This is a genomic window from Saccharopolyspora endophytica (genome assembly GCF_018070075.1).
Lineage (GTDB): Bacteria > Actinomycetota > Actinomycetes > Mycobacteriales > Pseudonocardiaceae > Saccharopolyspora > Saccharopolyspora endophytica.
In genome coordinates this window covers 312,575-335,360 of the sequence record NZ_JAGPXE010000004.1, presented here as the reverse complement: position 1 = coordinate 335,360, position 22,786 = coordinate 312,575, and the positions used below count along the sequence as shown (strand labels likewise).

Annotated in this window: 22 protein-coding genes; 14 read left to right on the top strand and 8 right to left on the bottom strand. The window is 69.4% G+C overall.

Features of this window, described 5'->3' with window-relative positions; genetic code table 11:
* Window positions 1–278 precede the first annotated feature (278 nt).
* From KBO27_RS12170 to KBO27_RS12145, 6 genes are all read left to right on the top strand, one after another.
* Window positions 279–461: a hypothetical protein gene (locus KBO27_RS12170; RefSeq protein WP_210970092.1), complete on the top strand. Its 183-nt coding sequence runs from the start codon at window positions 279–281 to the stop codon at window positions 459–461.
* A gap of 125 nt (window positions 462–586) precedes the next feature.
* The gene (locus KBO27_RS12165) at window positions 587–1,813 is read left to right on the top strand and encodes a Tm-1-like ATP-binding domain-containing protein (protein WP_210970091.1); all 1,227 of its coding nucleotides are present in this window, start codon (window positions 587–589) and stop codon (window positions 1,811–1,813) included.
* Window positions 1,814–1,826: 13 nt separating this feature from the next.
* Window positions 1,827–2,657, top strand: a complete 831-nt coding sequence (locus KBO27_RS12160) for a phosphoenolpyruvate hydrolase family protein (protein WP_210970090.1) — start codon at window positions 1,827–1,829, stop codon at window positions 2,655–2,657.
* Between the two features lie 216 nt (window positions 2,658–2,873).
* Window positions 2,874–3,308, top strand: coding sequence for an SRPBCC family protein (locus KBO27_RS12155; protein WP_210970089.1), 435 nt, complete (start codon window positions 2,874–2,876; stop codon window positions 3,306–3,308).
* 160 nt (window positions 3,309–3,468) lie between these two features.
* Complete coding sequence (locus tag KBO27_RS12150; protein ID WP_307870366.1) at window positions 3,469–4,416, top strand: NAD-dependent epimerase/dehydratase family protein; 948 nt, start codon at window positions 3,469–3,471, stop codon at window positions 4,414–4,416.
* Window positions 4,413–6,695: a glycosyltransferase family 2 protein gene (locus tag KBO27_RS12145; RefSeq protein ID WP_210970088.1), complete on the top strand. Its 2,283-nt coding sequence runs from the start codon at window positions 4,413–4,415 to the stop codon at window positions 6,693–6,695. The genes KBO27_RS12150 and KBO27_RS12145 overlap by 4 nt, the downstream gene beginning before the upstream one ends.
* Here the strand turns inward: KBO27_RS12145 and KBO27_RS12140 are convergent.
* Window positions 6,664–7,122, bottom strand: coding sequence for a GtrA family protein (locus KBO27_RS12140; protein WP_307870365.1), 459 nt, complete (start codon window positions 7,120–7,122; stop codon window positions 6,664–6,666). The two genes, KBO27_RS12145 and KBO27_RS12140, sit on opposite strands and share 32 nt — an antisense overlap.
* Before the next feature lie 141 nt (window positions 7,123–7,263).
* Here KBO27_RS12140 and KBO27_RS12135 point away from each other — a divergent pair, with 141 nt between their 5' ends.
* Window positions 7,264–8,433, top strand: a complete 1,170-nt coding sequence (locus tag KBO27_RS12135) for an NAD-dependent epimerase/dehydratase family protein (RefSeq protein WP_132685037.1) — start codon at window positions 7,264–7,266, stop codon at window positions 8,431–8,433.
* A gap of 279 nt (window positions 8,434–8,712) precedes the next feature.
* On the opposite strand, the gene KBO27_RS12130 is transcribed toward KBO27_RS12135, so the two are convergent.
* Entirely contained in the window at window positions 8,713–9,618 is a 906-nt protein-coding gene (locus tag KBO27_RS12130) for a sulfite exporter TauE/SafE family protein (RefSeq protein WP_210970087.1), read from the bottom strand.
* Window positions 9,619–10,349: 731 nt separating this feature from the next.
* Here KBO27_RS12130 and KBO27_RS12125 point away from each other — a divergent pair.
* Entirely contained in the window at window positions 10,350–11,135 is a 786-nt protein-coding gene (locus KBO27_RS12125; RefSeq protein ID WP_210970086.1) for a M23 family metallopeptidase, read from the top strand.
* 263 nt (window positions 11,136–11,398) lie between these two features.
* On the opposite strand, the gene KBO27_RS12120 is transcribed toward KBO27_RS12125, so the two are convergent.
* The 5 genes from KBO27_RS12120 to KBO27_RS12100 all read right to left on the bottom strand — a co-directional run bounded on the left by KBO27_RS12120 (window position 11,399) and on the right by KBO27_RS12100 (window position 14,354).
* Window positions 11,399–11,551, bottom strand: a complete 153-nt coding sequence (locus tag KBO27_RS12120) for a hypothetical protein (RefSeq protein WP_210970085.1) — start codon at window positions 11,549–11,551, stop codon at window positions 11,399–11,401.
* 86 nt (window positions 11,552–11,637) lie between these two features.
* Complete coding sequence (locus KBO27_RS12115) at window positions 11,638–12,444, bottom strand: SigB/SigF/SigG family RNA polymerase sigma factor (protein ID WP_132677353.1); 807 nt, start codon at window positions 12,442–12,444, stop codon at window positions 11,638–11,640.
* The gene (locus KBO27_RS12110; RefSeq protein ID WP_210970084.1) at window positions 12,441–12,881 is read right to left on the bottom strand and encodes an ATP-binding protein; all 441 of its coding nucleotides are present in this window, start codon (window positions 12,879–12,881) and stop codon (window positions 12,441–12,443) included. Before KBO27_RS12110 ends, KBO27_RS12115 begins: the two co-directional genes overlap by 4 nt.
* Window positions 12,882–12,981: 100 nt before the next feature.
* A complete protein-coding gene (locus KBO27_RS12105) occupies window positions 12,982–13,608 on the bottom strand; it encodes a vitamin K epoxide reductase family protein (protein WP_210970083.1) in 627 nt (208 codons plus the stop codon).
* A complete protein-coding gene (locus KBO27_RS12100; RefSeq protein WP_210970082.1) occupies window positions 13,605–14,354 on the bottom strand; it encodes a DsbA family protein in 750 nt (249 codons plus the stop codon). Before KBO27_RS12100 ends, KBO27_RS12105 begins: the two co-directional genes overlap by 4 nt.
* Before the next feature lie 154 nt (window positions 14,355–14,508).
* Between KBO27_RS12100 and ligD the strand changes: the two genes are divergently transcribed.
* Entirely contained in the window at window positions 14,509–15,501 is a 993-nt protein-coding gene (gene ligD, locus KBO27_RS12095) for a non-homologous end-joining DNA ligase (protein ID WP_210970081.1), read from the top strand.
* Between the two features lie 6 nt (window positions 15,502–15,507).
* Here the strand turns inward: ligD and KBO27_RS12090 are convergent, their stop codons facing one another.
* Window positions 15,508–15,660, bottom strand: coding sequence for a hypothetical protein (locus KBO27_RS12090; RefSeq protein ID WP_210970080.1), 153 nt, complete (start codon window positions 15,658–15,660; stop codon window positions 15,508–15,510).
* A 297-nt stretch (window positions 15,661–15,957) separates the two neighbouring features.
* Between KBO27_RS12090 and KBO27_RS12085 the strand changes: the two genes are divergently transcribed.
* The 5 genes from KBO27_RS12085 to KBO27_RS12065 all read left to right on the top strand — a co-directional run bounded on the left by KBO27_RS12085 (window position 15,958) and on the right by KBO27_RS12065 (window position 22,772).
* On the top strand, window positions 15,958–17,166 hold the full coding sequence (locus KBO27_RS12085) for a PucR family transcriptional regulator (protein ID WP_210970079.1): 1,209 nt from the start codon (window positions 15,958–15,960) through the stop codon (window positions 17,164–17,166).
* Between the two features lie 554 nt (window positions 17,167–17,720).
* Window positions 17,721–19,181, top strand: a complete 1,461-nt coding sequence (lpdA, locus tag KBO27_RS12080; RefSeq protein ID WP_210970078.1) for a dihydrolipoyl dehydrogenase — start codon at window positions 17,721–17,723, stop codon at window positions 19,179–19,181.
* 24 nt (window positions 19,182–19,205) lie between these two features.
* Window positions 19,206–20,321, top strand: a complete 1,116-nt coding sequence (gene pdhA / locus KBO27_RS12075; protein ID WP_246536903.1) for a pyruvate dehydrogenase (acetyl-transferring) E1 component subunit alpha — start codon at window positions 19,206–19,208, stop codon at window positions 20,319–20,321.
* A gap of 149 nt (window positions 20,322–20,470) precedes the next feature.
* Window positions 20,471–21,457: an alpha-ketoacid dehydrogenase subunit beta gene (locus tag KBO27_RS12070; protein WP_372448838.1), complete on the top strand. Its 987-nt coding sequence runs from the start codon at window positions 20,471–20,473 to the stop codon at window positions 21,455–21,457.
* 25 nt (window positions 21,458–21,482) lie between these two features.
* On the top strand, window positions 21,483–22,772 hold the full coding sequence (locus tag KBO27_RS12065) for a pyruvate dehydrogenase complex dihydrolipoamide acetyltransferase (RefSeq protein WP_246536901.1): 1,290 nt from the start codon (window positions 21,483–21,485) through the stop codon (window positions 22,770–22,772).
* Window positions 22,773–22,786 lie beyond the last annotated feature (14 nt).

Below are 22,786 nucleotides of genomic sequence, written 5' to 3'. Positions count from 1 at the left end.
GTGCGGGTAGCGGAACCTGAGCGGCTCCGTGGTCTCCGCGCGCCACTCCTGATGTATGTCCAATACACGGCGTCGCGGCGTGCTCGCCACGAAGCCGCTCAGAACCCGCGGCGGTGCCTGTTGCTCAGGTGGCGAAAGAGGATGCGGCTCCGCCGCATGCTTGGCGGAACCGGAACGTCACCGGAATGTCGCCACTCCGTTCGACGTGGTGAGTCGTGAGTCGCGGGTGATTTGTCGGTACCCTGGGGGACAACGGCCTCGATGCATCGGGAGTGATGATGTCGCTGTTCAAGAAGGTCACCGACTTCGCCAAGAGCCCGCAGGGCAAGAAGGTGATGGACCAGGCCAAGAAGTACGCCTCCGACCCGAAGAACAAGGAAAAGATCGACCAGGTCAAGAACAAGTTCACGGGCAAGGGTGGATCCGGCTCCCAGGGTGGTTCCCAGGGCGGACACCACTGAGCGGAAGACCCGAAGAGCGGTCCCCGGCGTGAAGCCGGGGGCCGCTTTTGTTGTTGCCCGCCGGGCGATCGACAGTAGAGTCCGGTCCCGGGTCGTTCTCCACGGCGAGCAGCACGGAGGTCTCGATGGGCAGCGCGTACGTCGCTGGAACGTTCGACACCAAGGGCGCGGAACTGGATTACGTCGCCGAACTCATCGCCCACGGGCATCCCGTCGTCACCGTCGACCTGTCGACCACCGGCGAGGGCTCGTCCGGCGCTGTCGTCCAGCCCGCAGAGGTGGCCGCGCACCACCCGGACGGCGCGGACGCGGTGTTCACCGGTGACCGGGGCACGGCCGTGACCGCGATGGCACGCGCGTTCGCGCACTTCCTGCGGGAGCGCGACGTCGACGGCGTCATCGGGCTCGGCGGTTCCGGCGGGACGGCGCTGATCACCCCCGCGATGCGGGAGCTGCCGGTGGGCGTGCCGAAGGTGATGGTGTCCACTGTGGCCTCCGGTGACGTGTCCGGCTACGTCGACGCCACCGACATCGCGATGTTCCCCTCGGTCACCGACGTCGCGGGGCTGAACCGGATCTCCCGCCGCATCCTCGCCAACGCCGCGCACGCGCTGCTCGGCGCGATCAGCCACCCGATGCCGCAGGTCGAGGACAAGCCCGCGGTGGCGCTGTCGATGTTCGGCGTCACCACGCCCTGCGCGACCGCCACCGCCGACGCGCTGGCCGCCGAGTTCGACCCGCTGGTCTTCCACGCGACCGGCACGGGCGGCCGGGCCATGGAGAAGCTCGTCGACGACGGCCTGGTGCGCGCGGTCCTGGACATCACCACCACCGAGGTCTGCGACCTCATCGCCGGTGGCGTGATGAGCGCGGGCGAGCAGCGGCTCGACGCCATCGCCCGCACCGGGGTCCCCTACGTCGGTTCGTGCGGTGCGCTGGACATGGTGAACTTCGGTGCGCTGGAATCGGTTCCGCAGCACTACCGGGACCGCAACCTCTACGTGCACAACCCGCAGGTCACCCTGATGCGCACCACCGCCCAGGAGTGCCGGGAGATCGGCTCGTTCATCGCGCGCAAGCTCAACGCCTGCCGCGGCCCCGTCCGCTTCCTGCTGCCGACCGCCGGAGTGTCCATGTTGGACGCGCCTGGCCAGCCGTTCCACGACCCCGAAGCCGACGCCGCGCTGTTCGACACCATCGAGCGCGAGGTCGATCAGACCGAGGACCGCCGAGTGCTGCGGGTCGGCCACAACATCAACGACGAGGAATTCGTCGCGGCGCTGCTGGCCTCGTTCCGTGAAATCCTGGAGGAGCAGGCGAACCCCGGGACCCGAGAGGCGTCCCGGCACTGACACTGGAGGGGCGATGAACGGATTCGACCGCGCGGAACTGCTCCGCGAGTTCCACTCCAAGGCCCAGCGCGGTGAACCGATCGTCGGCGGCGGCGCCGGCACCGGGCTGTCCGCCAAGTGCGAGGAAGCCGGTGGCATCGATCTGATCGTCATCTACAACTCCGGTCGCTACCGGATGGCCGGGCGCGGCTCGCTGGCCGGACTGCTGGCCTACGGCAACGCCAACGAGATCGTGGTCGAGATGGCCCGCGAGGTCCTGCCGGTCGTGCAGCGCACGCCCGTGCTGGCCGGGGTCAACGGAACCGACCCGTTCATGCTGCGCGAGCACTTCCTGCGCGAGCTGCGCGATCTCGGTTTCGCGGGCATCCAGAACTTCCCGACCGTGGGGCTCATCGACGGCACCTTCCGGGCCAACCTGGAGGAGACCGGGATGGGCTACGGCCTGGAGGTCGAGCTCGTCGCCGCGGCCCGCGAGGCCGACCTGCTCACCACGCCCTACGTGTTCTCCGCCGACGACGCCCGGGTGATGACCGAGGCGGGCGCCGACATCATCGTCTGCCACATGGGGCTGACCACCGGCGGCGCGATCGGCGCGGAGACCGCCAAGAGCCTCGACGACTGCGTGCGGCTCATCGACGAGTGGTCGCAGGCCGCGGCCGAGATCCGCGAGGACGTGCTGGTGCTGTGCCACGGCGGGCCGATCGCGACGCCCTCCGACGCCTCCTACGTGCTGTCGAAAACCCAGCGCTGCCACGGCTTCTACGGCGCCAGCAGCATGGAACGACTCCCCACCGAAGAAGCCCTGACCGAGCAGACGAAGGCGTTCACCAACATCAAGTTCTAGAAGGTGTGTTGTGCTCATCTTGCTCGGCGGTGCGGGTGGGGGAACCTCCAGCAGCTCCGTGGACTCCGCGCGCCGCTCCTGATGTATGTCCACTACACGGCGTCGCGGCGTGCTCGCCACGAAGCCGCTGGAGAACCCCCGGCGGTGCCAGCTGCGGGGGAACTCACCGAAGGAGAAAGTGGCTCCGCCACTTCGACACCGAACGCAGGAGGAAGCATGCGCAGTTTCGCGAGTGCGGTCATCGAAGCCCCCGTCGAGAAGGTGTGGGAGGCGGTGCGCGACTTCGACGCGCTGCCGGTGTGGCACCCGGCTATCGCCTCCAGCGAGATCGAGGACGGCCGCGACGCCGCGAGCGTCGGCTGCGTGCGGCGCTTGAAGCTCGGCGACGGGGGAGAGGTGCGGGAGCGCCTGGTGGCCCTCGACGACGTCGCCCGCAGCTACACCTACGAGTTCGTGACCAGCCCGTTCCCGGTCCGCAGCTACCGCTCCACGATCCACGTCCTGCCGGTCACGGCGTCCGGGCACAGCTTCGTCGAGTGGTTCGCCGACTTCGACTCCGACGCCGACGTCGAAGCCGAGATGGACACGACCTTCGCCCAGGGCGTCTACGCCACCGGCTTGAAGGGCCTCGCGGCGCACGTCGCGGGTTGAGCTCCGCGTGGTGGCGGTTGTCCGCCGGAACCGCCACCACCGGCGCGGAAGTGCCGCTGAAACGTCACCTCCTGGGAGGTTGAAACTTCCCGTCCTGGGGCGATGGCGAAACCGAAGGGCTCGGGGATCGTGATCCGACGCCCCGGTTAGAGTCGGGCCCGTGCCAAGCCCTACCCCCGCAGACATCGCCCACTCCGACCGGGTCGTGGTGACCGGAGGCTCCGGCTTCGTCGGCCGGGCCGTCGTCCGAGCGTTCATCGAGCGCGGCACCCCGGTCACCATCGTCGATCTCCAGGCTCCGCCCGAATCCCTCCGGGACCCGCTGGTGAGCTTCGTGGAGGGCGACCTGCGCGACGCCGACGTGCGCGACCGCGCCGTCGCGCCCGGCAGCGCCGGCATCATCCACCTGGCAGCGATCACCTCGGTGCTCAAGTCGGTCGAGCAGCCCGCCGCCACCTACGCCAACAACGTGGAGGTCACCCAGCACCTGCTGGAGCTGGCCCGCGAGCGCGAGGTCGGGCAGTTCATCCTCGCCTCCACCAACGCCGTCGTCGGCGACATCGGGCACGGCACCATCTCCGAGGCCCTGCCGGTCCGCCCGCTCACGCCCTACGGGGCCACCAAGGCCGCCTGCGAGATGTTGCTGTCCGGGTACGCGGGCGCCTACGGGATGTCGACCTGCGCGCTGCGGTTCACCAACATCTACGGCCCCGGCATGGGCCACAAGGACAGCTTCGTGCCGCGCCTGATGCGCGCGGCGCTGGCCGGTGAGGGCGTCGAGGTCTACGGCGACGGCGCGCAGCAGCGCGACTTCGTGCACCTCGACGACGTGGTGCAGGGCGTGCTGGCCGCGTGGGACAAGCAGTACACCGGCACCGCGGTGATCGGCTCCGGCGAGTCGATCACGGTCCTGCAGCTCATCGACGCCGTCCGCGCCGCCACCGAGATCGACGTCCCGGTCACCCACGTGCCCGCCAAGAACGGCGAGATGCCCGCGGTGATCGTCGACGTCTCCAAGGCGCAGCGCGAGCTCGGCTACCAGCCGGGGGTGGAGCTGACCGACGGTCTGCGCACCGTCTGGGCGGACTTCACCAGCGGAGCGCGGTGACGGCCGCGCTCACGCGCGCACTGCGCCGGCACTGGCTGCTGGCGCTGCTGGTGCTGGCCGGACTGGTGCTGCGGATCATCACGCAGCTCGCCTACCGGCCCGCACTGCTCTACATCGACTCGTTCCGCTACCTCGACGACGTCGGCGTGTTCCACCCCGGCGGCATCAACCCGGTCGGGTACGAGTGGTTCCTGTGGCCGCTGCTGAGCCTGGGCGGGCTGGCCGGGGTCGCGGTCGTGCAGCACCTGCTCGGCATCGGCCTGGGCGTCGGCGTGTACGTGCTGCTGCGCCGCTTCGGGGTCCGCGAGTGGCTGGCCGCGCTGGCCGCCGCGCCGGTGCTGCTGGACGCCTATCAGCTGCAGATCGAGCAGCTGATCATGTCCGACCTGCTGTTCCAGGTGCTGCTGCTGGTCGCCGTGTACCTGCTGTGCTGGTGGGGCCCGCCGACGCCGAAGGTCGCCGCCGTGGCCGGTGGCGTCCTGGCGCTGTCGGTGATGGTGCGCTCGGTGGGCTTGACGCTGGTGCTGCCCGCGGCCGTGTTCGTGCTGCTGGCCGCCGGTCTGCGCCCGCGCGGGGGCTGGCGGCCCCGGCTGATCGCCACCGGTGCGCTCGTCGCCGGGTTCGGCGGGCTCGTGCTGGTCTACGCGCTCTACGGCGCGCTGGTCGCGGGGAAGTTCGGCGTCGGCGGTTCCGGCGGCGGGGGAGTGCTGTTCGGGCGCGCGGCGGTCGTGGCGAACTGCGACGAGCTGGACCTGACGCGCGAAGAGCAGCTGCTGTGCCCCGACGAGCCGCGCGAGCACCGCGAGAAGATCGGCATCGACTTCTACCTGCACCTCTGGGACGTCCAGGCCAACGTCGACAAGCTGCTGCCCGAGGGCATGGACGTCAACGCGGCGCAGCGGTCGCTGACCCGGAAGGTCGTGCTCAACCAGCCGCTGGACATCGCAGGCGGCATCGCCGGCGACTTCCTCAAGGGCTTCGCCCCCACCCGCACCCAGGCGGTCGGCGACGTGCCGCTGGACCGCTGGCAGTTCCAGCTCGACCACCCGATGTACGCGCCGGAGTGGTACGCGCAGGAGTGGGCCGAGCTCTACGACGGCGTCGGGCTGCACGCGGATCCGGAGCTCACCTCGTTCCTGCGCGGCTACCAGCTCGGCGGCGGCTACACCCCGGGCCTGCTTCTCGGCGGTGCGCTGCTGCTCGCGAGCGCGGCGGTGCTGGGCGCGGGACGGGCCAGGCGCAGCGGGCTGCGCGCGGTGACGCTGCTGCCGGCCGGTCTGGTGACCACCTCGCTGCTGACCGCATCGGTCATGGAATTCTCCTGGCGCTACCAGTTGCCCGGACTCGTGCTCATCCCGCTCGCCGGCGCGCTGGGCGCCACCGCGATCTTCGGCCGCGAGGCCATCCGTTCCACACCCCGATCGACGCCCTCCGAGGAGTGCCAGATGTTGACGACCTTCCCCGACGAGGTGGACCGGGACGCGCTGGAGGAGTACGCGTCGCGCTACGGCGAGCACCGGTTCGCGCCGGTGGTCGTGCTGATCGCCGCCTACAACGAGGAGGAGTCGATCGGCGAGGTGCTCGACGCCGTCCCGTCCCGCAGCTGCGACCTGGACGTCGACACCCTGGTGGTCGTCGACGGTGCCAAGGACCGCACCGCCGAGGTGTCGCTGGAGCACGGTGCCCACACCTGCGTGGCGCCGAACAACCGGGGCCAGGGCGCGGCGCTGCGGCTGGGCTACCGGCTGGCCGCGCAGCGCGGCGCGCGCTACGTGATCACCACCGACGCCGACGGCCAGTACGACATCTCCGAGCTGCCGAAGCTGCTGGAACCGCTGATCGAGGGCCGCGCGGACTTCGTCAGCGGCTCGCGGCGGCTGGGCAGCAACGAGCGCCCGGCGCTGATCCGCCGCATCGGCACCTACGTGTTCGCGTGGGTGGTCAGCGCCCTGACCCGGCAGCGGATCACCGACACCTCGTTCGGCTTCCGCGGCATGCGGGTGGAGGTGCCGAACTCGGTGACCCTGCGGCAGCCGCAGTACCAGTCCTCCGAGCTGCTGGTGGGCCTGCTCAGCCACGGCTACCGCGCGGTGGAGCAGCCGATGCGGATGCTGCAGCGCACGGCGGGGGAGAGCAAGAAGGGCTCCAGCTTCAGCTACGGCTACCGCTACGCCAAGGTCGTGCTCGGCACGTGGTGGCGCGAGCGCCGCGGCACCGGTCGCGCGGACGCCCCGGCGGTGGAGCGGGTCAGCGAGCGTCCTGCTGCGGTCGGCGAGTGAACACGAGCTTGTCGATCAGGACGAACTTGACCACGAACATCACCGCGTAGGTCCCGATGAAGGCGCCCCACACCACGGCCACCTGAGCGGGCCGGGTGTCGGGGAACGCCGAGGTCGCCGCGATCTCGGCGAGGTGGGTGGCGCCCGCGGCGAGCAGCGCCGTTCCGACCGAGATCGCGCCGTAGCGCAGGAGCTCGCCGCGCAGCGCACCGCGCCCACCGCCGCCCCAGGTGCGACGGTTGAGGGTGAAGTTCGGGATCGCGCCGGCCAGCCAGGCCAGCACGGTCGAGACGACCGGTGTGGCTCCGAGCGAGTAGGACAGCAGGAACACGAGCTGGCTGATGCCGGTGGCCACGACCGAGGCCGCCGCGAACCGACTGATCAACCGCCAGTAGCGAGCACGGCCGGTGATCATCGGCTGCGCCACGTGTCCTCCTGAGAAGTTCATGCGCAAGTGTGCTGCGCGGAACGATACCGATCGCTGTGCGTGGTCTTCTTGGACTGTTGAAGAGATGAGAGCATGCGTGATGTTCATGCTGCACTACCGGCTGGAAAGAGGGAGACAGGCGTGCGAATCCTCGTCCTCGGAGGGGACGGCTATCTCGGTTGGCCGACCGCTCTGCACTTGTCCGACCGCGGTCACGAAGTCGCCGTGGCGGACAACTACGCCCGTCGGGGCTACGACCACGAGATGGGCGTCGAGAGCCTCGTGCCGATCGAGCCGATGCAGGTCCGCCTGGACGCCTGGCGCGAGGTCTCCGGCAAGACCATCAAGCACTACTACGGCGACCTGGTCGACGGTGACTTCACGACCGAGATGATCGCCGACTTCCGGCCGGACACCATCGTGCACTTCGCCGAGCAGCGCGCGGCGCCGTACTCGATGATCGACCGCAAGCACGCGGTCTACACCCAGCAGAACAACGTGGTCGGCAACCTCAACGTGCTGTTCGCGATCCAGGAGGTCGACCCGGAGATCCACCTGGTCAAGCTGGGCACGATGGGCGAGTACGGGACGCCCAACATCGACATCGAGGAGGGCTGGCTGGAGGTCACCCACAACGGGCGGACCGACCGGATGCTCTACCCGAAGAAGCCGGGCTCCTTCTACCACCTGAGCAAGGTGCACGACAGCCACAACATCGAGTTCGCCTGCCGCATCTGGGGCTTGCGGGCCACCGACCTCAACCAGGGCGTGGTCTACGGGCAGGAGACGCCGCAGACGGTGCGCGACCCGAGGCTGGCGACCCGGTTCGACTACGACGCGATCTTCGGCACGGTCCTCAACCGGTTCGTCATCCAGGCGGTGCTGGGGCACCCGCTGACGGTCTACACGCCGGGCGGGCAGACCCGGGGCATGATCGACATCCGGGACACCGTGGAGTGCATCCGGCTGGCCGCCGAGAACCCGGCCGACCGCGGCGAGTTCCGGGTGTTCAACCAGATCACCGAGAGCTACTCGGTCGGTGAGATCGCCAAGACCATCGCCAACAACTTCGACGGCCAGGTCGAGATCGAGCACGTCGACAACCCGCGGGTCGAGCAGGGCGAGCACTACTACAACGTCAAGCACACCGGTCTGGTGGAGCTGGGCCTGGAGCCGCACCTGCTGTCGAACACGCTCATCGAGTCGCTGTTCGAGGTGGCGGACAAGCACAAGCACCGGGTCGACCTCGCCGCGATGCGGCCCACGGTGAACTGGCGCAAGGCCAGCAACCCGATGCGGGACGAGAAGTAGCCGGAAGCGGCGAATTCAGAAGGGTGCCCCGGGCTGTTCGGCCCGGGGCTCCTTACCGCGTGTCGGGGGGCTTCCACGCGGCAGCTTCGAACATTAGCCCTCGCGGATGATCACGGCGATACGGCACGTGGGTAAATCTCGAACCCGCCGTGAACGGTGGTTAACGAGCATCACCCGGCGTCCGGATCCGGTCAAACGGACGGTTTTCCTCCCAAACCAGGCGGTCCGTCGCGTCCCGCGCGGGAGTCGGATCCGGGGTGGGAACCGTCCCGTGCCTGCTCAGCCCTGGGCCGTGGCCGGGGCCTCCTCCTCGAAGTCGTCGATCTCGCGGCGCTCGTTGACGATCACCCGAATGGTGTAAGCCAGCGCGGCCACCCAGGTCACGACGATCGCTCCGTAGACCACCGCGGGGGTCGGGGCGGGCAGATCGAACGCCTTGATCAGCGTGCGCGCGTTGGTCAGCACGATCAGGCCGCCGGCTCCGACGCCGATCAGCCGCATCGGCACGACCCGAACCAGGTAGGCCGCCAGCGGCGCGGCGAGCACACCGCCCAGCAGCAGCGCGCCCACGGTCATCCAGGACAGCTTCTGGTCGGCCAGCGAGAACAGGAAGCCGAGGCTCGCCGCCACCGCGATCAGGAACTCGCTGGTGTCGACCGAGCCGACGACCTTGCGCGGCTCGACCTTGCCGGTGCTCAGCAGCGTGGGCGTGGCGACCGGGCCCCAGCCGCCACCGCCGGTGGCGTCCACGAACCCGGCGACCAGGCCCAGCGGAGCCAGCAGCTTGGAGCTGACGCCGGTGAGCTGGCGGCGGCGCAGCGGCCGGATGGCGAAGCGCAGCAGCACGTAGACGCCCAGCGCGAGCAGGATGGTCGACATCCAGGGCTCGGCGGCCTCGGTGGAGACGTTGCTCAGCGCGGTCGCGCCGAGGAAGGCGCCGATCGCGCCCGGCACGCCCAGGGTGAGCACGATCTTCCAGTCGACGTTGCCGAACCTCCAGTGCGAGAGGCCGGAGGCGACCGAGGTTCCGATCTCGGCGAGGTGCACCGAGGCGGAGGCCAGCGCGGGCGTGAGCCCGGCGGTCAGCAGGATGGTCGTCGAGGTGACGCCGTAGGCCATGCCGAGCGAGCCGTCGACCAGCTGCGCGATGAAACCGCCGATCGCGAAGATCAGGAATGCTTGCACGATGTCTCCGTACGGGAAGATCCGAGACGCGACGAGTTCGCGGCGCGAGCGCTCGTGGCGGGGATGGTGCTGCGGACAGGTGGGCGCGACTAGGGACTAGCGCGAGCGCCGACACCGTGCGGAGGTGACGCGGCGCAGGTCGACGTGGAGGCGCTGCGACAGCAGCCGCCACTGATCACCGGGCGTCATGGGGGACAGTCAAACAGATCCCGCGTTCGAGTGGCAGCGTCTCCCAGAGTGCGGGAGGGATCTCTAGGCCGATCGAGGGTGGCTTGTGTCGAAGGCCACCATCTGGCCGAATTGATCTTGACCCGGCCCCGGCCCCTCGGTGTCCATTGTGGACGATCGACCTGCGGGTAGTTGATCTGACAGCCGTTGCGCGCCTTGGCGATCTACCTTTGATCATCCGCGTGACCTGCGCGAACTGTTCGAATCAAGGCCCCGGCGGTGATGTGGACCGGTTGCCGAAAACGGTTCCTCCGCAGGTTGGTCCGGCTGTTGATGTTATCGAACGGCGATCTCAGTCAGTCACTGAAAGTCACGGTTTGTATGGCTCAGTCGGGTGAACCATCTGCTGGGTGAGCCATCGGTTGCGGCCTGCCGTGACTGTCAGCTACGTTCTGATCTGCACGTCACGGTTCGATCACGACAAGATCTCTTTCCCCGAGGAGCTCTTGCCCGCACCCCCGAAACGCGGGAGTGGCCGGACCGACCCCCGACGGAAGGCAGTGATGGGCAAGCATCGCAAGGAAGACCGGCTCCCCCCGACAGCCGGCCTTCCGCTCCGCAACAAAGTTGTGGCTGCGGTGGTGGCCGGAGGCGCGTTCGCGGCAGTGGGTCAGCCCCTGGCCGCGAACGCGAACTCCGACCAGCAGCGCGACGTCCGGCCCCTGGCCGGGACCAAGAACCTGAGCACCGCGATCACCGGCACTCAGAACAGCCCCGCAGCCGTTCGGCTGCTCAAGGCCCAAGTACCCGAACAGCAGCCCGAAGCGCAGGAGCTCGCCAAGGCCAAGGCCATCGAAGCCGAGCGCATCGTCCGCGAGGAGGCCGCCCGCCAGGCGGCAGCCCAGGCCGCGCAGGCCGAGGCCGAGGCGAAGCGGGCCGCCGAGGAGAAGGCGCGCAAGGCCGCCGGCTTCCACAGCCCCGCCGAAGGCCGGTACACCTCCGGCTTCGGCTCCCGCTGGGGCAGCAGCCACATGGGCATCGACATCGCCAACAGCATCGGCACGCCGATCTACTCGGTGGCGCCCGGTGAGGTCATCGACGCGGGCCCTGCCAGCGGCTTCGGCATGTGGGTCCGGGTGCAGCACGACGACGGCACGGTCACCGTCTACGGCCACGTCAACACGATCGTGGCCGACGAGGGTCAGCGCGTCGGCGCAGGCGAGCAGATCGCGACCATGGGCAACCGCGGCCAGTCGACCGGTCCTCACCTGCACTTCGAGGTCCACGAAGACGGGACGAAGATCAATCCGCTGCCCTGGCTCCGAGAACGAGGCATCGACGTCGCTTGAGGTGTCGGTGGTTGTTTTGCTCAGCGGTGCGGGTGGCGGAACCTCAGCGGCCCTCTGGCTCCGGGAGCCGAAGCTGATGTATGCCGATACACGGCGCTTCGGCTGTCCTCACCAGAGAACCGCTGAGAACCCGCGGCGGTGCGGGCTGAGTCCCACACCTGGAGCAGCGGCTATCGCCGCTTCAGAACAGCGCCTGTAGGCGCACCGAGAACGGCCGCCCGGGGTCCGCATTCCCCCGACAGACCCCGGGCGGTTCACCAAGTTCAGGACGTCGTCGTCCTGGTCGTGGATTCGGGCCTGCGGCGCAGGAGGCGCGGTAGGGGCAGCAGGCGGCGCCGGGTCTCCGGTTCGTCGGTCGATCGGTCCGGGTGGTTCGTGGTTCCCGCGAGCCTTGCCAGGTCGATCCGCACACCCATGTGTCCTCCCTCGGCTGCTCTGCCTCGATCAAGAACAACGCTAGCCGACCGGACGGGGCGGGAACTCCGCTCTTCTACTCAATTCCTCACTCGGTGGGCTGCGGGGTGGGCGCGTCGTCCTCCAGGCGCTGGCGCAGCCACACCAGGGTTCGCGACAGCAGGCGCGAGACGTGCATCTGCGAGATGCCGACCTGGTCGGCGATCTGCGTCTGCGTCATGCCGCGGAAGAAGCGCATCACCAGGATGCGGCGCTCCCGCTCGGGCAGCTCCTCCAGCAGCGGCCGGACCATCTCGCGGTTCTCCACCTCGGCCAGCTCGGCGTCGTCCGACCCGATCGCGTCGCCCAGCGGGATCTCGTCGGTGTCGGTGAGCAGCTCGTCCAGCGAGGCGCTGCGGTAGGCGTTGCCCGCCTCCAGCCCGTGGTAGACGTCGTTGGTGCTGATGCCGAGGTCCTTCGCCAGCTCGCTGGGGGTGGGGGCGCGCCCCAGCTCCTGCGAGAGCCGCGCGATCGCGGCCGACACCGACAGGTGGAGCTCCTGCAGGCGACGCGGCATCCGCACCGCCCAGCCGGTGTCGCGGAAGTGCCTGCGGACCTCGCCCATGATCGTCGGGACCGCGTAGGACAAGAAGTCGACCCCGCGCTCGGGGTCGAAGCGGTCGACCGCGTTGATCAGGCCCAGCACCGCGACCTGCGTCAGGTCCTCCTGGGACTCGCCGCGGTGGCTGAAGCGCCGGGCGATGTGCTCGGCGACCGGCAGGTGCTCGGTCACCAGCTGATCGCGGAGTTCGGAGCGTCGTGGATCCTTCTCGTCCAGCTTCGCGAGCTCGCCGAACAGCGGCGCCAGCCTGTCGTAGCGCTCGTTGCGTGACTGAGTGGAATCCGCTCGTTTCACACCTGAGCCGTCCGTCCCTTGGTCAACTCGATCCGCACCAGGTGGCTGCCGTTGGCAGCGGGATCCGACTCGACCGAGGTTGACACAGCGTCGGCCAACGCGCTGAGCACGCGCCAGCTGAAAGTGTCCTTGCGGGGCCCGAAATCGTTCTTGCTGAGCACTTCTGCGGTGATCGACAACTGCTCACCGGACAGCCGGAACCGGCAGACCAGGGTGGCTTCCGGCGCGGCCAGCCGGACCAGCGACGAGCACGCCTCGTCGACGGCCAACCGCAGGTCCGCGATCGAGTCGACGTCGTGGTCGGCGCGCATCGCCAGGTCGCCCACGACAGCCCGCATCACCGACAGCTGGTCGGGCTCGGCCCGGACCCGCACCTCGACCTGGTTCGGAGCGGAAGTCGCAGGCTCCACCTGCGCGACCTCGCGTTCCACGCTCATTTCGACGACCACCTCGTCTCGGAGCGGCGTTCACTCACGGTGACCTGCCCTTGCGGCTTCCTGGTACCCGTGACCCCGGTCGTGCAAACTCCACGCCCGATCAGCGACCCGTCCAGTAATCCCAGAAGGCCTGCAGGATCAGAGCCACGATCACGACGTACCACACTACGACCACGAGGCTGTGAAACCGGCTCATCGCCACGCCGAGGGACCGGCCGCCGCCCAAGTGCCCCTCGCGCAGGTTGTGCAGGGTCGTGTACCAGAACAGCGGGATCGTGACGACCCAGACGACCATGCAGTACGGGCACAGCGCGCCGATGGAGTACAGGCTCTGCACGATCAGCCAGTGGATGAACACCACGGCCAGCGTGGTCCCGGCCTGCATGCCCACCCAGAACCAGCGCGGCGCGCGGAACCCGGCCAGCACCGCGACGCCCGCGGTCACCACGACCGGGAACGCCGCGACGCCGATCAGCGGGTTCGGGAATCCCAGGAGCGAGGCCTGCGAGCTGTCCATCACCGAACCGCAGGACACGATCGGGTTGAGGCTGCACGAGGGCACGTAGCCCGGGTTGGACAGCTTGGCCAGCTTCTCGACGATCAGCGCGAACGAGGCGACGAGCCCGATCGCGCCGCCCACGACGTAGAGCCAGGCCAGGCCGCGCGGCCCGGCGGCGGGCCGCTGCGCGCCGGGTGCGGCCTGTTCGACGGCGTGGGCGGTGGTCACTTCGCCAGCTCCTGGTCCAGCTGCTTGCGGAACGCCTGGTCGATCTCGGGCAGGTTCTGCGCGCTGCCCTGATCGAACTGCCGGCCGTTGATGAACAGCGTCGGGGTGCCCGAGACGCCGGCGGTATTGCCGTCGGCCACGTCGCGGTCGATCTTGGACTGGACGTTGGGCGAGACCATGTCCTGCTTGAAGCGGTTGACGTCCAAACCGATCTGCTGCGCGTACTTCTCGAACTCCGCGTTGGCCTTGGCCTCGTCGCTGTTGAGCTCCTCCGCGTTCGCGGTCGCCCAGCCGGTCCAGTTGTCGAACAGGGCGTGGTACATCTCCTTGTACTTGCCCTGCAGAGCGGCGGCCTCGGCGGCGCGCGCGGCGTGCTGCCCCAGCGGGTGCATCTCCAGCGGGTAGTTGCGCGTGACGAACGTGATCCGGCCCGCGTAGTCGTTCTCGATCTTCTTCGTCATCTGCGAGTAGTACGCGTAGCAGGTCGAGCACTGGTAGTCGAGGAACTCGGTGACGGTGACCTTGCCGTCGGGGGCCTCGGTGAGCACGTTGCTGTCGGGCTTGCGCAGCACCTCCGCCGCGACCGGGGGCTGGCCGCTGCCGCCGCCGGCGCCGCTGTCGCCGGATCGGTTGAACAGCAGCACACCACCGATCACCAGCACTGCGACGACCACCACCGCGATGGTGAGGATGACGTTCGTGGAGACCCCGCTCTTCTGGGTCACCGGGTTCTGGTTCTTCGGCATCGTGCGCATTCACCTTCGGCGGTTGTGAGGGGAACCGACCAAAACAGTCTCGCGCATTCACCCGGTCGGGAAATTCTGCGGGGGTGCTCTCACAGCACCTTCACAGCGAGCTCTCAGCTTGTCGGTGATCCGACCAGGGGTGATGCTGACGCGCATGACCGATCTGGCGGGCCTGCTCGACGAGGAATCGCGCGCCGCGCTGCGGGCCTGGCCAGGCGGGACGTGGTACCCGCCCGCGCTGGCCACCCTCACCCGGCACGAGTTCTCCGACGAGAACTGGATCTACGAGCGCAAGCTCGACGGGGTCAGGCTGATCGCCGGGGCCGACGGCGGCGAGCCGCAGCTGTGGTCGCGCAACCGCAAGCGGGTCGACCCCTCCTACCCGGAGATCGCCGAGGCGCTCGCGGCCCAGAACGCGCCGAACTTCGTCGTGGACGGGGAAGTCGTGGCCTTCGAAGGCGACCGGACGAGCTTCGCCCGGTTGCAGAGGCGGATGCACCTCACCGACGCCGCGACCGCCCGGCGCACCGGCGTCGCGGTCCACTACTACGTCTTCGACCTGATCGCCTTCGGCGGCGTGGACCTGACCCGGCTGCCGCTGCGAACCCGCAAGCGGCTGCTGCGCGAGTGCTTCGAGTTCACCGACCCGCTGCGGTTGAGCCAGCACCGCAGCGGCGACGGCGAGGAGTTCTTCGCGCAGGCGTGCGCGCGCGGATGGGAAGGACTGATCGCCAAGCGGGCCGATCAGCCCTACCGGTCCGGGCGCGGCCGGGACTGGCTGAAGTTCAAGTGCGTCTCCGGCCAGGAGTTCGTGATCGGCGGCTACACCGATCCCAAGGGCTCCCGGTCCGGTTTCGGCGCGCTGCTGGTCGGCTACTACGACTCCGACGGCCTGCGCTACGCGGGCAAGGTCGGCACCGGGTACGACGAGCGGACGCTGCGCGAGCTGTCCGCGAAGCTGGACGAGCTCGTCCGCGCGGACTCACCGTTCCGCGACACGATCCGGGAACCCGGGACGCACTGGGTGGAGCCGGAGCTGGTCGCCGAGGTCGGCTTCAGCGAGTGGACCGGCGACGGGAAGCTCCGGCACCCCAGGTTTTCGGGTCTGCGCAACGACAAACCGGCCGGCGACGTGCGCCGCGAATGACGCGCGTCAGCGCTCGGAGACGATCGGCGCCTGGTTGGCGGCCGGCTCGATCTCCTGGCCCGTATCGGCCGGAGGACTGAACACCGCGAGCAGAACGGTCATGACGACCATCGAAACCGTCGCTACAACCGACACGATCGTGCGGCTGTTGATCTGCATCGCGCTGCTCTCCCGGAGAAAATGTCGTGCGGAGTGGTGGAGGTGGGGCTCCCGGCGAGTGCCGGAGAAGTCGTCCCACACCAGGTGTCGGCACGAGAGGCGGGAACGTTAACGCCTTCGTCACAACTTTCTGGTGTGATGCGGAACATTCTGGCGGCGACCGGATTTCGGGTTCACCGGAGTCGAATTCCGCTCGCTCTAGGTGATGGATCAGTGACCCTGCGGCGTCGTGCCGTCGGGGGTGGGATCGGCGCTCTCGGCCTCGCCACGTCGCCGTGACCGGTATCGTCGCAGGGCGTGGTAGCCGATCCTGCCGATCTCCCGAAAGTGACCCGCGCGCTGGCCAAAGCCGGACTGGACGACGTCCCGGTGCTGACCGAGCGGCTGATGTCCGCGATCTTCACCGACAACCCCGAGTGGACCGACTACCGGCCGGTGCCCAAGGAAGACCTGTGGGAGGGCTGTCGGCAGTACCTGGAGCGGATCCTGCAGATCCTCAGCGGCGAGGTCGACATCTCCGATCGGGACGACGACGTCGCCGCCGCCATCGGCCGCCGCCGCGCCGAGCAGGGCGTCCCGCTGGAGGTCATGCTGCGGACCTTCCGGCTGGGCGGGCGCGTGGTGTGGGAGGCGCTGGTCGACCAGGCGCACCGCGACGGCGCCGACCCGGACTCGGTGCTGGGCGTGGCCACGTCGATCTGGCGGGTCATCGACGGCCTGTCCTCGACGCTGTCGACCTTCTACCGCAACACCGAGCTGGAACGGCTGCGCCGCGACGACCAGCGCAGGCACGCCCTGGTGGAGGACCTGCTGGCCGGCCGCGCCCGCGACGTCGCCTTCGCCCAGCGCACCGCCAAGGAGCTCGACCTGCCCACCGGCGGCGCGTACCTGGTGGTGGTCGCCGAGATGACCGACGACGGCGGTTTCGCGCTGCGCGGGCATTCCGAGGCCCTGGCCGCGCTGCACTTCCGCTCGGTCTGGCAGGTCCGCGCGGACTCCCTCGTCGGGCTGGTCGCCCTGGAGCAGCACCCCGCGGCGCTGGCGATCGACGCGCTCCGGCCGCTGGCCCGCGCCCGGGTCGCGGTCTCGCCGAAGGTGCAGGGCCTCGCCGAGATCGGCCTCGCCCACCAGCTGGCCCTGACCACGCTGGGCACCTCGGCGCACGGCACCGCCGAACTGGTCACCCTGGAGGAGCGCTTCCCCGAAGCCCTGCTGGTGCAGTCACCGGACCTGGCGCACCGCCTGCTGGAGACCCAGCTCGGCCCGGTCCTGGAACTGCCGCCCAAGGAGCGCGACATGCTCCTGGACACCCTCACCGCCTGGCTGGAGGAGAACTGCTCCACCGCCAACGCGGCCGTCCGCCTGCACTGCCACCGCAACACGGTCCTCAACCGACTCCACCGCATCACCACCCTCATCGGCCAACCCCTCCACGGCCGCACCGCCTACGTCTCCCTCTCCCTCGCCCTGTCCACCTTGAACCTGAGGAACAACCACGGAGGCTGATCCGACGGCGCGGCTCGGTCTCGGGGCGACCGGAGCACGGCGGTGCTTCGTCGCCCCGGGGTTCGGTGAGCCTTGAGGTGACCATTGCGGTCCGTCGGGGGCCGATCTTCGTCCAGGGTCGACGTGCGGGTCAGGTGGCCGTCGTTGGCCGCCGCGGGGACGTGCCCGATTTGGTCTTCGAAGGTTGAATCGCTGGAGATCGCGCTTCGCCCGGTCGGCGCCCAAGGTTCGGAGGGGCCGATTGTGCAGTGGGCATAGTTGGAAAATTTTGGGTTCTTTTCGCAGGTGGCGGGCGTAACCGCAGGTGCTGGGGTTTTGTGCCTGACGGCGTTCCGTTTGTGACGGGGATCGCGGCTGCCTTCTGTAACCGCGGCGCCACGTGTTGTGCCCGTCACGGCATGGAATGTGCGGTGTGCACAGTTGGTCGTCCTAAAGTCTGGGCGGCTGGGCATAGCGCGCAAGTGGTCGTGCTCACGACACTCTGGGTGAGGATGGCCCGCTCACGAAGACGGGTCGTCGGTAACCGGCGCGTGCGTTCAAAGGAGCACAGCGAAGTGCAGGAGTTCGACCTTCTGGTGGTGGGCGGCGGCCCCGGTGGCTACGTCGCCGCGATCCGGGCCGCGCAGCGCGGCCTCTCGGTGGCCGTGGTGGAGAAGGAGCGGCCCGGGGGTGTGTGCCTGAACTGGGGCTGCATCCCGACCAAGGCCATGCTGCGGTCCGCCGAGGTCTACGAAACCGTGCTGCACGCCGCCGATTTCGGCGTCAACGTCGAGGGCGTCAGCGTCGACTACGACGCGATCACCCGCCGCAAGGCCAGCGTCGTCAAGGGTCTGACCGACGGCGTCGCGGGCCTGCTCAAGGGCAACGGCGTCACCGTCATCAACGGCCACGCCCGCTTCACCGGCCCGACCACCGTGGACGTCTACGCCACCGGTGAGTCCCCGCTGGGCGCCGACGGCCCCCGCTACGCCGCCGAGCCGACCGGCGCGAAGCCGATCGACCAGGTCAAGGCCACCGACGTCATCATCGCGACCGGCTCGGTCCCCGTGCAGCTGCCGCTGCCCGGCGCGGACCTGCCCGGCGTGATCACCTCCGACGGCGCCTTCGGCCTCACCGAGGTCCCCAAGCGCATCGCCGTCATCGGCGGCAGCGCGGTCGGTGCCGAGTGGGCGACGCTGTTCTCCACCCTGGGCAGCGAGGTCAGCATCATCGAGATGCAGAAGACCCTCGTCCCGGCCGAGGACGCCGAGGTCGGCAAGGCGCTGGGTCGCTCCTTCACCAAGCGCGGCATCAAGGTCCTCACCGAGGCCACCGTCTCCCGCGTCGACCAGGCCGAAGGCGGCCTGAAGGTCACCGTGGACGGCGCCAAGCCGCAGCAGATCGACGCCGACATCGTCCTGGTGGGCGTGGGCCGCAAGCCCAACACGGCCAGCCTCGACCTCGACAAGACCGGCATCGCCACCAGCGAGCGCGGCTTCATCACCGTCGACGACACGCTGCGCACCAACGTCGAGCACGTCTACGCCATCGGCGACGTGACCGGCAAGGCGCTGCTCGCGCACGTCGCCTCGCACCAGGGCGTCGTCGCCGCCGAGACCATCGCCGGGCACCACGCCGCGATCGACTACAACGTCATCCCGGCCGCCACCTTCACCCACCCCGAGGTCGCCTCCGTCGGTCTGACCGAGGCGCAGGCCAAGGACGCCGGGCACGACGTCATCGCCGCGAAGTTCCCCTTCGCCGCGCTCGGCCGCGCGCAGAGCTACGGCGACACCGAGGGCTTCATGAAGATCGTCGCCGGCAAGAAGTACGGCGAGGTCCTGGGCGTGCACATCATCGGCCACGCCGCGAGCGACCTGATCACCGAAGGCGCGCTGGCCATGGCTCTGGAGGCCACCCTCGACGAGCTGGCCGAGACCATCCACGCGCACCCGACGCTCGGCGAGGTCGGCATGGAGGCCGCGATGAACGCCCTCGGCCTGCCGGTCCACGTAGCACCGCCCAAGAAGCGCTAGAGGCAAGAGAAAAGGGGATCCGCGATGGCACAGACCGCCACCCGCAGCAAGCCGTCCACGCGCACCGGCGCGACCAAGGCGCGGCGCTCCACCTCGGCGCGGGCCGCTGAGCGTGGCCGCTTCACGGGGGAGTCGCCGGAGCTGCTGCGCGACTACTTCTACGAGATGACCCTGATCCGCCGCTTCGAGGAGCGCGCCGCGCAGGGCTACACGCAGGCCAAGATCGGCGGCTACTGCCACCTCAACCTCGGTGAGGAGGCCTCGGTCGTCGGCCTGATGCGCTCGCTGCGCAAGACCGACCTGCTGTTCACCAACTACCGCGAGCACGGCTACGCCATCGCCAAGGGCATCGAGCCCGGCCGCGTGATGGCCGAGCTCTACGGCCGCACCACCGGCACCTCCAAGGGCTGGGGCGGCTCGATGCACATGTTCGACGTCGAAGCCGGTCTGCTCGGCGGGTACGGCATCGTCGGCGGCCAGATCCCGCTGGCCACCGGCGCCGCGCTGGCCATCGACTACCGCTCCGGCGACCAGGTCGTCATGTGCCAGATGGGCGACGGCACCACCAACATCGGCGCCTTCCACGAGGCGCTGAACATCGCCGCGCTGTGGAACCTGCCGGTCATCTTCGTGGTGATCAACAACCAGCTCGGCATGGGCACCACCGTGGAGAAGTCCTCGGCGGAGTCGGAGCTGCACAAGCGGGCCTCGGCCTACCGGATGCACGGCGAGCGGGTGGACGGCAACGACGTCCTCGCGGTCCGCGACGCGGCTTCCCGGCTGGTCGAGCAGGCCCGCGAGACCGGCCGTCCGGCGCTGCTGGAGCTGGTCAGCGAGCGGCTCAAGGGCCACTCCGTGGTCGACCCGGGCAAGTACCGCGACGAGGAGTCGATGGAGAAGGCCAAGCAGGCCGACCCCGTCGCCAACTTCCGCGCGGAGCTGATCAACGCCGGTGTCCTCGACGAGGACGCCGCGGTCGAGATCGAGACCAAGGCGCAGGCCGAGGCGGACGCCGCCGTGGCCTTCGCCGACGACAGCCCGCACCCCGACGTCGAGACGCTGTTCGACTACACCTACGCCACGCCGGTCGCCAACGACTCGCGACGGCTGCCCGCCGACCCGCTGTTCGTGCACAACTGACGGGTCGAATCCTCAAGTCCCCTTGCGGTTTTTGCGACACCCCGCCACACGTATCGCAACCCGGTGACCGGGGTTTTCCGACGCCAAACGGGAAACCCCGGCCCCCGGGCCGCTCTTGACCGCTGTCCAGGAGAAATCCCTTGGCCCTCATGACCTATCGCCAAGCGCTGCACGACACTCTCCAGGAGGAGATGCGGCGCGACGAGGACGTGCTCCTCATCGGCGAAGAGATCGGAGTCTTCGAAGGCTCCTACAAGATCACCGCCGGCCTGCTCAAGGAGTTCGGCGAGAAGCGCGTGCGCGACACCCCGATCGCCGAAGAGGGCTTCGTCGGTGCCGCCGTCGGTGCCGCGATGCTGGGCCTGCGCCCGGTGGTCGAGCTGATGACGATCAACTTCTCGCTGGTCGCGCTCGACCAGATCGTCAACCACGCCGCCAAGATCTACGGCATGTTCGGCGGCCAGACCAGCGTCCCGATGGTGCTGCGCACCCCCGGCGGCGGCGGTCAGCAGCTGGGCGCCACCCACTCGCAGAACATCGAGCTCTACTACGCGTTCGTGCCGGGCCTGAAGGTCGTCGCGCCGAGCACGCCCGCCGACGCCAAGGCGCTGCTGCTGGCCTCGATCCGGGACGACGACCCGGTGCTGTTCCTGGAGAACCTCGCGCTCTACAACACCAAGGGCGAGGTCCCGGACGTCGTGGAGCCCGCCGAGATCGGCAAGGCGAAGGTGACCCGCGAGGGCACCGACATCACGATCATCGGTTACTCGCGGATGGCCATGGTCGCCCAGCAGGTCGCCGAGAAGCTGCACGACGAGCAGGGCATCAACGCCGAGGTCATCGACCTGCGCAGCCTGCGCCCGCTGGACCGCGACACCGTGGTGGAGTCCGTGCGCAAGACCGGCTGCGCCGTGGTCGCCGAGGACGACTGGCTGACCTACGGCATCGGCGCGGAGATCGCGGCCTCGATCTCCGACGGTGCCTTCGACTACCTCGACGCCCCGGTGCGGCGAGTCGCGGCGGCCGAGGTGCCGCTGCCCTACGCCAAGCCGCTGGAACGTGCCGCCCTGCCGTCCGCGGAGTCGCTGACCACCGCCGTTCACCAGACCCTGGACGCGGTGGGCCGCCGCCGCTGAGTCCCGTGCTCACCCGAGGAAGACGATGACTGACATTCAGATGCCGAGGCTCTCCGACACCATGGAGGAGGGCGTGATCGCGAACTGGCACAAGCAGGTCGGTGACAAGGTCGCGCGCGGCGAAGTGGTGGCCGAGATCGAGACCGACAAGGCCCTCATGGAGCTGGAGGCCTACGACGACGGGGTGCTGGAGAAGATCCTGGTCGAGGCCGGCACGACCGTTCCGATCGGCGAGCCGATCGCGGTCCTCGGCGACGGTTCCGGTTCCGCCGCCGAGGCGGCTCCGGCACCCGCCACCCCCGCTCCGGCCGCCGCCGAACCCGCAGCCGAGGAAGCGCCCGCGGCTCCGGCCCCGGCCGCTGCTCCGGTCGAGACCGCGGCTCCGGTCGAGACCGCGGCTCCGGCCGAGACCGCGGCTCCGGCCGAGTCCGGGAGCAAGCCGAAGGCCTCGCCGCTGGCCAAGGCCGTTGCCAAGGAGAAGGGCGTCGACCTGGGCACCGTGCAGGGCACCGGTCCCGGTGGACGGATCATCCGCGCCGACATCGAGGCCGCGGCCTCGGCGGCTCCGGCCGAGCCCGCCCCGGCTCCGGCCGCGCAGGCCGGCGCTCCGGCCGTCGTCAACGACGACGTCGAGGAGATCCCGCTGTCCAACATCCGGAAGGTGACCGCCAAGCGCCTGACGGAGAGCAAGCAGAACGCGCCGCACTTCTACCTGACGAGCGCCATCGACGTCACCGAACTGCTGGAGTTCCGGGGGAGCCTCAACGAGCGCCTGCAGTCGGCCGGTGGCCCGAAGATCAGCGTCAACGACCTGATCGTCAAGGCCGTGGCGACCTCGCTGCGCGCCAACCCGGCGGTCAACGTCTCCTTCGCGGGCGACAAGATGCTGCAGCACAAGCGCATCAACCTCGGCGTCGCGGTGGCGATCGAGGGCGGTCTGGTGGTGCCGGTGGTCAAGGACGCCGACCGCAAGAGCGTCTCGGAGATCGCCACCGAGAGCCGCGAGCTGGCAGGCCGGGCGCGCGAGGGCAAGCTGAAGCTCGACGAGATGTCCGGTGGCACCTTCTCCATCTCAAACCTGGGCATGTTCGGCATCGAGCAGTTCAGCGCGGTGATCAACCCGCCGGAGGCGGCGATCCTGGCGGTCGGCGCGGCCCGCGACGAGGTCCAGGTCCGCGACGGCGAGTTCGTGGCGCGCAAGATCCTGCGCGTGACGCTCTCGGCGGACCACCGCGCCGTCGACGGCGCGGTCGGTGCCGCGTTCCTGCAGCAGTTCACCTCGCTGCTGGAGGACCCGATCCGCATCATCGCCTGATCCTTTCTCCGCAA